General features: G+C 68.5%; 9 protein-coding genes and 1 pseudogene. 2 read left to right on the top strand and 8 right to left on the bottom strand.

Annotated elements, in window-relative coordinates:
• Positions 1–57: 57 nt before the first annotated feature.
• From ACFYXB_RS44775 to ACFYXB_RS44785, 3 genes are all read right to left on the bottom strand, one after another.
• Positions 58–2,364, bottom strand: coding sequence for a site-specific integrase (locus ACFYXB_RS44775; RefSeq protein ID WP_389591181.1), 2,307 nt, complete (start codon positions 2,362–2,364; stop codon positions 58–60).
• Positions 2,361–2,705 carry a helix-turn-helix domain-containing protein gene (locus ACFYXB_RS44780; protein WP_389591183.1) on the bottom strand — a complete coding sequence of 115 codons (345 nt, stop codon included), beginning with the start codon at positions 2,703–2,705 and terminating at the stop codon, positions 2,361–2,363. Before ACFYXB_RS44780 ends, ACFYXB_RS44775 begins: the two co-directional genes overlap by 4 nt.
• Before the next feature lie 209 nt (positions 2,706–2,914).
• On the bottom strand, positions 2,915–3,697 hold the full coding sequence (locus ACFYXB_RS44785) for a DUF899 domain-containing protein (protein ID WP_389591184.1): 783 nt from the start codon (positions 3,695–3,697) through the stop codon (positions 2,915–2,917).
• A gap of 529 nt (positions 3,698–4,226) precedes the next feature.
• Between ACFYXB_RS44785 and ACFYXB_RS44790 the strand changes: the two are divergent.
• Positions 4,227–4,636, top strand: a pseudogene (locus tag ACFYXB_RS44790) (ISL3 family transposase); the annotation flags it as partial.
• 114 nt (positions 4,637–4,750) lie between these two features.
• Here ACFYXB_RS44790 and ACFYXB_RS44795 read toward each other — a convergent pair.
• The 3 genes from ACFYXB_RS44795 to ACFYXB_RS44805 are packed head-to-tail and all read right to left on the bottom strand — an operon-like array spanning position 4,751 to position 6,203.
• A complete protein-coding gene (locus tag ACFYXB_RS44795) occupies positions 4,751–5,275 on the bottom strand; it encodes a TIGR03086 family metal-binding protein (protein WP_351363682.1) in 525 nt (174 codons plus the stop codon).
• Between the two features lie 35 nt (positions 5,276–5,310).
• Positions 5,311–5,844, bottom strand: coding sequence for an SRPBCC family protein (locus ACFYXB_RS44800; RefSeq protein ID WP_389591185.1), 534 nt, complete (start codon positions 5,842–5,844; stop codon positions 5,311–5,313).
• On the bottom strand, positions 5,841–6,203 hold the full coding sequence (locus tag ACFYXB_RS44805; RefSeq protein ID WP_389591187.1) for an ArsR/SmtB family transcription factor: 363 nt from the start codon (positions 6,201–6,203) through the stop codon (positions 5,841–5,843). The genes ACFYXB_RS44800 and ACFYXB_RS44805 overlap by 4 nt, the downstream gene beginning before the upstream one ends.
• A gap of 720 nt (positions 6,204–6,923) precedes the next feature.
• Between ACFYXB_RS44805 and ACFYXB_RS44810 the strand changes: the two genes are divergently transcribed.
• Positions 6,924–7,184, top strand: a complete 261-nt coding sequence (locus tag ACFYXB_RS44810; RefSeq protein ID WP_389591188.1) for a hypothetical protein — start codon at positions 6,924–6,926, stop codon at positions 7,182–7,184.
• A gap of 364 nt (positions 7,185–7,548) precedes the next feature.
• Here ACFYXB_RS44810 and ACFYXB_RS44815 read toward each other — a convergent pair whose 3' ends face one another.
• Positions 7,549–8,100, bottom strand: a complete 552-nt coding sequence (locus tag ACFYXB_RS44815) for an IS3 family transposase (protein ID WP_389591190.1) — start codon at positions 8,098–8,100, stop codon at positions 7,549–7,551.
• Entirely contained in the window at positions 8,097–8,390 is a 294-nt protein-coding gene (locus tag ACFYXB_RS44820) for a transposase (RefSeq protein ID WP_389591191.1), read from the bottom strand. Before ACFYXB_RS44820 ends, ACFYXB_RS44815 begins: the two co-directional genes overlap by 4 nt.
• Positions 8,391–8,586 lie beyond the last annotated feature (196 nt).

Below are 8,586 nucleotides of genomic sequence, written 5' to 3' on the forward strand. Positions count from 1 at the left end.
CTGACGGCGATCCGGCTGCCCCTGCCCTGCTCCGCAGGAGTCCGATTCCTCCCCGGCCTAAAGGCCGGGGCATCCTCGGAGGAACCCGGTGAACAGGGCGGTGGATCGGTCCTGTTGGGGCCGGACGCCGATCTTGTGCAGCCGCAGACCGATCTGGCTGTCGCTGAGCGGACGGCCGGGTTGTCCGCCGGGGAAGAGCCAGGGGACGTCGTCCGGGGTGCCGATCTTGGCCTTGCCGCGTCGGGTCGCGACGAGCTCGCGGACCAGGGCGGCCAGCGGCATCGGGAGGATGACGGGCGAGGTCCCGAAGGAGATCGCAACGGTTTCGTCGGTGATGTCGACGTCCTCGACGGTGAGTTGGCTGAAGGTAGCGATCTTCTGGGCGTAGAGGATCAGCAGCAGTCCAGCGACTCGGTCCGCGGTGGCCAGCGTGTCGTCGTTGAGGAGGCGTCGCGCGTCGGCCCAGCGTTTCTCGCTGTCGATGGTGCCCTGCGGGCCGGTCCAGCGGACGGCACCGCAGGTGAGGCCGTGCGCATGGCGATGCTGTACGGACCAGCGGACGAAGTGGCCGGTCTCGTCGCGGTAGCGGAAGGCGGGATCGGTCATCCAGCGTTCCAGGTCGGCTTGTGTGCAGGCGCCCAGGGTGAGACCTTCGCCAGCGAGCCAGGCTAGGAAGTTGTCGGCCGCGGTGACGTGGCAGCGCACGTTCATGTCCTGCAGCTGAGTGGTGTGCTGTTTGTCGACTCGTCGGCGGAGCCGACGCAGGTGGTGCCAGACCGCGTAGCCATGCAGGATCCGGCGTTCGGCGAGGTCCGTCCGGGCCTGGACCGTTGTGGTGATCCAATTCTCCAGAGCGACGAGCCGTTCGTCGCGCGGCGGTAGGGCGCCCGTCGCGACGAGGACGCTGCGAAGGTGGGCCAGCACCTTGCCCGGCAGAAGTTCGTCGAGGAGGTCGTGGGTGACAGGACGCTCGTCTCGGCCTATGCGTTCCAGCAGGTCCCGGGCCTTTGCTCGCGAGATCCAGGCCAGAGCGACGTCCGGGCGCTCGGCGCCCGTCAATGCCGCCTGGAAGGCTGCAAGTTCGGGTGCGACGGCCTCGGCGTTGTCACCAAGGAGGTCGCGGATCTTCTGGTCCAGGACGCATCGCTGGCAGGGGCGAGGGCCAAGCTGCCAGGTGGTCGCGCAGACGGGGCAGCGGCCCCAGAAGCCGGGGTCGGGGTTGGTGCACTTTGCGCACAACGGTTCTCCCCAGATGTCGCCGCGGGCCTGGGCGACGGTGCCGCAGCCGCCGCAGGTAACCCAGCGTTGCTGGCAGCGTTCGCACCAGGGCTGCCCGGTGGCCCGGGAGAGTCCGCAAGGGGCGGTGCGGCCGCAGTGACCGCACTCTCTGATCTCTTTAGGCCTGCAGTTGTTGCAGCGGACGCCGTCGGCGAGCCGGACGGCGACCGGCTGACGGCGCCCGCAGCCGACGCAAACTTCCAGGTTGACCGGGTCGCGGATCAGGCAGTTGGGACACAGCGGTCGTCCGGCAGCATCGCGGGTGGCGGGTTCACGTACGGCGTCGCAGCGTGCGCAGGGGACGGCCGCGTGCTTGGCGAAGCAGGCGCGGCAGATCCGCTGGCCGTCCAGGAGTTTCGACAGCGCCTTCACTCCGTGGCAGCGCGGGCCGGCCGGCTTGACGACGGTGGTGGCGCCGGCAGCGACGAGTTCGCCGATGAACCGCAGCATTGCCGGAGTGGGGTCCTCGTGCCCGGCGCCGGTCAGCAGCTCGGCACGTTCGGGCACGGCCCAGGCGAGTCGACGCTGCCCGGCGGGTCGCTTCGTGGCCCGCTCAAGAGCGGTTCGGGCGGTGTCTCCGTCGAGCGTGGGGTCGAGTCCGGTGATCAGCCGGGTGAGTTCCTTGACCGGATCGCCCTCGGTGTCGGGGCACTTGGCGCATCGGGGCTGGCCGTGGCGGTCGCGGCTGACGACTCGGCGCTGCTGGTGGCAGCCCGCGCAGAGGCCGGGTGTGTCGAAGCAGGGTGAGCATCCCCATCGTCCGCCCGAGCGGCTGCCGAAGTAGGGGCGTGGGCGTCCGCACTCGCCGCAGCGAGGCAGGGCGGTGTCCTGGGCGCCCGCTTCATGCAGGGCCATCAGCAGTTTGGCGACGCGGAACGGCGCGGGTGGCTTGCCGGTCCGCAGCAGTGATGGGTTGTCGTGCAGGGTCTGTGCGAGATTGCGGCGGCCGGCCCGTGTGTGTACGAGCGTGCAGACGATGCCGCGGAAGCGGTCGGCGTTGAGGTGCTTCTCGATGTTGCTGACCAGCCGCACGATCAGGCCCACCGGATCGGCGAGAACTTCCTCGGTGATCGCAGGTGCGGTCACCGCTCAACTCCGGTGATCCGAGCTCGCCTTGGCCGCGGTTCGCCGACGCCTTCGGAGACGGTGGTCCCGCCTGCGGCGGCCTTCTTGGGTTTCTTCGCCGCCCCGGCCGTGGCGATCGGCTCGATGAGGTCGTCCATTGTGCAGTCAAGGATGTCCAGCAGGGCCATGAGGATCTTCAGGCTGAGTCGCTCCGGTCGCTCGACGACGAGTCGGTAGACCTGGCTCGTGGACAGCGTGATACCGCGTTCCTTCAGCGGTGGGAGGAGGTCGGTGGTGGAGAACGTCCCGCGGTCCGCCATGACCTTGCGCAGGTGCCAGTGGTAGTCGAGCTTGGCGGCCATGAGCAGGGCATGACGAGTACTGGCACGTGGACGATTCGTGCACCCGGACTCCTGGTAAGGCTGGCAAGCCCAGACAGCCCCTCTCTTACAGGAGTCCTTCACCTTCCGGGCGAACCGCCCACCGATCGAGCGCGCGGTGGCCGTTCGCATCGTCCGGAGGTTCCGCCCGGCACCTAACATCTTTTGCCGACGCCGTCGACGAAGGCGCGTCAGTGGTGGTGGCCGTGCCGGCCGAGGGTCTCCACGGGGGTCGCGCCGGGTCGGGTCCACTGCGACACGGGGCGGCTGGTCGGGCCCCAGGTGGCGTTCCCGTCCGCGTCCGAGCGCCAGGACCAGCACGGGCTGCGCCCCTCGGCCCAGCCATCGGGGTTGTCCTCCCAAGCCTCGCCGCGGCCGTAGGGCGTCATGTCGAGCAGGCCGAGGGACCCGTTGACCCGCTCGTTGCCACGGCCCGTCGTGGAGTAGGTGAGGAACACGCGGTCGCCGTCGCGCAGGAAGCAGGTGATGTAACCCATGGCGCCGCCGACCGGCCCGTCCACGTCGTGCACCGAGTACCAGGGCTGCGTGTAGCCCATGAACTCGACATAGGAGGCCACCTCGTCCCACCGGCCCGTGGTCAGGATGGCGAACGAGACGCCGCGGGCGTTGAGGTAGACGGCGTCCTTCAGATGCCAGGCCGTGGTGGTGCAGCCCTCGCACTGCCCCTGGTGCGGCGCGCCGTCGTACCACATGTGCTTGTAGACCACGAGCTCGTCGCGGCCCTGGAACAGGTCCAGGAACGGGACCGGGCCGTCGGGTCCGACGACCTCGACCTTCCCGTCGAGCTCCACCATCGGCAGCCGACGGCGGGCCGCGGCGAGGGCGTCGCCCTCGCGGGTGTGGGCCTTCTCGCGGATCAGAAGCCCGTCACGGGCGGCCTGCCAGGTGGCCAGGTCGACGATGGGCGGGCGGCCAGGCAGCGTTGTGGTCGGGTCACTCGGCGTGGTCGTCATGGTGTCCTCCGTGGTGTCTCGTGCCGGGCAGCGTCGTACGGCGTTTTACGACGGTCACCAGAACAGACTCGCGACCCGGCCGGAACTCATCGCGGCAGGGGGCACCCTCGGCCGAGCCTGTACGGACCACGTCGGGCTGTCTTCTCTGTCCCCCTGCAGGCAGCCTGGTCCGCGGTCATAGGCCCGTTGAGCGTGGGATGGAACTCCGCGGCGACGGGATGCTCGCTGAGCCTGCGCCCGACGTGAGGAGCACTCCTGCTGGCCATGGGCGCTTCTCCTCACAGTCAACCCTCCGTTGGGGGAAAAGACAGCCGGTGCCGCTCGCTGAATGTGGCCCGGCGACAGGGCGTAGAAGCCCTCAGTCTTCTCGATTCGGTCGCGGACGGTGAGCGAGCATCCAACGTGCGTCTGTCGTCCGGTCTGGCCGGGCCCGCATTCCCCATCGGAGCTCCTGGACCAGCCTGTTGAGGCTCCGGATGACTGGGAAGTCCGCCAAGGAGGAGCCGGGCGAACAGCAAGGCCGCGTAGGGAACATCCCGGTTTCGAGATCGTCTGCCGCGACGTCTCGGGAGCCTAAGCGAGGCCGTCCGCCGGGCCCTGCCCGGTGCGGTGCAGGTCAGCGATCGCCGGCACCTCTGGAAGGACCTCTGGGACAAGGCGCTGGCCACCGTCCGCTCCTGCTGGGCCCTGTCGACACGCCGCGTCCCGCTGGGGTGTACGAGCAGACTTCCGCGAGCGCGAGCGCCGGCACCAGGTCCACGAGATGCTCGGCAAGGGCGTCGGCCTGCTCGACTGCGCCCGCCGCCTCAACCTGGCGCTCTACACGGTCAAGCGCTAGGCGCGGGCCCGGGAGGAAGAGGCCCTGCGTCGAGCCCCGCGACATCGGCTCACCCCTGCCGCGAACATCTTCGTACCCGCCGAGCCGCCGAGCTGGCCGTCCCGTCAAGCAACTGTTCCGGCGGCGAAGCACGCCGACAACGCCGCCGAGCAGGCGTACCGGCATGGGGCCCGCGGTGTCCTGCGCTGACCCCGACGGCGGTGTCTTCCGGCTCGTCAGGGCTTGCGGCCGATAAAGGCGAGCAAGCGAGTCTGGACGTCGGCGCTCTCCGGCACCTCGACCCGCGGTCCGTACTGCCCGCTCGCACGGAGCACTTCGTCGAGCGGCAGCATCCCGTCGAGCAACTGGGCGCATTTGGCGGGATCGAGGTGTTCGTCCTGGCCGGTGGCCCGTGCCAGGTCCCAGGTGTGCATGAAGACATCGGCGGTGTAGAACTGGTCGACCGCCTGGTCCAGTGGGATCTCTCCGATGTGCGGGTTTGACAGCAGCTTGTGTTTGGCGGCCGGATCGTCGAGGAGGGCCTGCACCCCGTCGCGGTGTATCGCCCAGGCGGCCACCGGGTCGTCGTCCACCGAGGGCCCTTTCGGCAGTTCGACTCCGGCGCCGGCTTTCAGGAAGTCGGGGAACCACTCGACGAGGTGACGGACGACGTCCCTGGCGGCCCATCCCTCGCACGGCGCCGGGTTGTCCCATGCCGCTGGATCCGTGCCGCGCACGCGGTCGGTGAATACGCGTGCCACGGTGCGATGCTCATCGGCTGCTGTTCTCGCCATAATCAAGATCCCGTCTCGGTGTGTCGGTCGGCGCTGTCGCCCTGTTGGCCGTCGAGCAGCTCGTCAAGCCGCTCGTAGCCTTCGCGGACGCCGTAATCCATGCCACTCTTGAGCATCGAATCGCGGGCTTCGATGGAGTCCATGAGCGACTTGCCGATGACCCGGGTGCGACCACCGAGGTCCTCGAAGACGGCCGTCTCCAGGCTGACGCCGTCCGGAAAGCCCTCGTAGGTGAAGGTCTGCACGATGCGTTGGTTGGGGCGTACCTCGTGGAACACACCGTGGAAGCCGTACTCGGTTCCGTCGTCGTCGCGATGCACATAGCGATAGGAGCCACCACTGTGCGCGTCGTACTGGTCGATCCGCATCGTGAGTCGACGGGGGCCGAGCCACTGGACGACCAGATCGGGGTCGATGTATGCCCGGAACACGCGCTCCGGCGGAGCGTCGAACTCCCGGATGATCAGGATGATGGGCAGATCCGGGTCGGCCACGATCTGCGTCTCGTTGCGGTGGTGCGGGTCGGTGGTGCTCATGATGCCGCCTTTTTCGTCGGGGTGTCCGTCGCCGGCTGCTCGCCCATCTGTTGAAGGAGGGCATCGAGACGGCGGTAACGGTCCTCCGCCTCGCGCCGATAGCGCTCGATCCACTTCGTCATCAGGTCGAAGACTCCTGCCTCGAGGTGGCAGGGCCGCCGTTGGGCGTCTCTGCTGCGACTGACCAGACCGGCGTCCTCCAGGACCTTGATGTGCTTGGACACGGCCTGCACCGTGACGTCGTACGGCTCGGCCAGTTCGTTGACCGTGGCGTCCCCGGCGGCGAGCCGGGCCACGATGTCGCGCCTAGTGGGGTCGGCCAGTGCGGAGAACACCAGCGACAGCCGGTCGTCGGCCACCTCACACCTCGCATGTTCAACCGATTGGTTAAATACACTATGGCCGGGGTTCCGGCTTGTCAACCAATCGGTTGAATAGCGGCGTGCCGTGCATGCACGGTGAGAGGCGTCCGCAGCCTGGCGCCAGCCGTCGGTGCCATCGCCGGTGCTCCCATACCTGCGGGCCGTCCAGGCGCCACTTGAACTGCCCTGCGGATCGTCCACGTGTACGTCACGTCGATGAAGTCCGGTCCGTGGGGCGTCTTTGGTGCTATCTCGTCTATCACTGACGGACGTTGTTCGAGCGGTTCGGTTCTGTGGCCAATGCGCTACAGGAATTGGTGAAGAGCCGGCTGGAGCAGGGCTGGGCCTACGGCGACGTGGCCTGGCGCGGCGATGTCCCGCGTTCTATCGTCCACCACCCGGCAACGTCACACAGGTGACCCGCATGCCGCAACAAGGCGCCCTGGAAGGCCTGGCGAGGGGGCTGGAAGTGCCCGCTGGCCGCGGTACGCAGGGCCGTCACCGAGGCCTGTGGCATCCACCTGTACGTCGAGAACGGCGCCGACACCGCGTCCGACCCCCAGATCCACCCCGAGCGGACATCCTTCAGGCGTCTCTTTACCTACGTCCATTGCATGGCGAAGTGTCAGATCGCCGTAAAAAATGTTCCATTGGGGCTATCGTCTCCTCGCGTGGGCCTGTGATCTGCCCGATGCCTCCAGGAGAGAGGGGGTCCACGTGCTTGTCGTCCATGGGGTGTTCGCGACCGCCGTGGTGCGGGACGGGACGGGGGAGCCGGTGGTCCTGCTCTCCGGTGAGCTCCCGGAGGCGCTCACCCCTTCCAGCCTGAACGACCTGATGAACCTGGCCGCCGCGGTGCTTGATACGGGGGAGCTGGATCTGTTCTACAAGTGTCTGGCCGCACTGCGCTGTGGAGAGAAACTTGAGGAACGCCGCGTCTGGGTGGACGGGGCCGTACTCACCATTTACCGGAGTTGATCTTCGGGCGCTTAGGTTCTCTCAACGGAATGATCTACGTGTAGGCACGTGGGCGGCTGCGAGACAGCCTCTCGGCTCCACCCCCCGGCTCGGTCGTGTGCGGTGCGCGGGGCGGCTGCGGAGGCGTGTGGCATCCACTTGTACGTCGAGGACGAGCGGTGTCGGCAGCGTGTCCGACCCGGAGATCGCGACCCTCATCGCGAGCGTGCGGCGGCTGTCGGGTGCCGATCGCCGGCACGTGAGCGCGCTTGTGGAGTCCCTCCTGCGCGGTGCCCCCGGCCGCGATGCCCGGCCCGGGTCCGACTCGGCCTGACCTTCGCCTGTCTTCTGCCTGACCTCTGCCTGTTTGGTGGGCGTCTGTTGTTCATCGTCCGTCGGTCAGGGTGCGTAGCCATGTGATGACGGTGGCGACGGTGTGGTAATCGAGTTCGGCGATGCGGGTGATGGCGTGGGTGTCGGTGGTGCGCGGGGTGATGCTGGCGGCGTCGAGGGCGCAGTGGAGCATGATCTGGTGGGCGTCGGTGGCGGGGAGGTCTTCGTCGGGGTGGATGTGGGGGCGCAGGAGGGCGGAGATGGGCGGTGGGAGTGTGGGGTGGTGCAGGGTCAAGTTCCCATTCCTTTCGGGAAGGGGTGGTTTGCCGGTGGGCCGTCCGTGGATTCCGGCGCGGCGCATGAGGAGTTCGACGGTGCTGTGGCTGACGGTGATGTTGTAGTGGTGGGTGAGTGTGTGGTGGATGCGGCGGTATCCGTGGGTGCCGCCGGTGGTGGTGTGGATCACGGTGATGAGTCGGGTGAGCCAGGTGTGGTGGAGGGGGCGTGGGGAGGGTGGGCGAGTGCGCCAGGTGTGGTAGCCGGATTCGGTGACGCCCAGGAGGCGGGTGGTGGTGCGTACGGGCAGGCCTTCGGCGGCTATCACGTGTACTGCTTCGAAGCGTCTTTAGGGGGGATCACGTTGCGCAGGAGCTGGGTCGTGCGTCGCATGACGGCGAGTTCGGTCTCCAGTTCGGTGATGCGTTTGCGGGCGGCGGTGAGGTCCGCCTCCACGGTCTGTGTGCGCTGTGTTCTGGTGAGGTGCGGCAGGTATCTGCGCCGCCACTGGTAGAGGGTCTGGTCGCGGAGGCCGAGGGCGGCGGCGACGGTTCTGACGGGTTGGCCGTCGGCCAGCATCTGAAGGGCTTCGCGGCGCAGTTCGGGCGTGTATCGCATGGGCGTCCTCCCTGTCGGGTGCCGGGGGGATAGAGCTCCCCGGGCCTGGTGGTGCGGGCCAGGCCCGGGGAGGCGACGGGGCTCCGTACGGAGCGGCGGCGGGCTAGTCGATGTGGCGGCGCAGGGTGACGGTGGGCCGGAAGCCCAGCGGGTCGACGGTCGCGCCGCGCGGTGCGGCCGCCACCGCGGCCTGGAG

Origin of the sequence: Streptomyces sp. NPDC002619, assembly GCF_042889305.1 — a bacterium.
Taxonomy (GTDB): domain Bacteria; phylum Actinomycetota; class Actinomycetes; order Streptomycetales; family Streptomycetaceae; genus Streptomyces.

Bases quoted from the DNA above. Each gene is read 5' to 3' on its own strand.
- ACFYXB_RS44785 (WP_389591184.1), bottom strand. From the start codon at position 3,697: ATGACGACCACGCCGAGTGACCCGACCACAACGCTGCCTGGCCGCCCG.
- ACFYXB_RS44780 (WP_389591183.1), bottom strand. From the start codon at position 2,705: ATGGCCGCCAAGCTCGACTACCACTGGCACCTGCGCAAGGTCATGGCG.
- ACFYXB_RS44800 (WP_389591185.1), bottom strand. From the start codon at position 5,844: ATGAGCACCACCGACCCGCACCACCGCAACGAGACGCAGATCGTGGCC.
- ACFYXB_RS44820 (WP_389591191.1), bottom strand. From the start codon at position 8,390: ATGCGATACACGCCCGAACTGCGCCGCGAAGCCCTTCAGATGCTGGCC.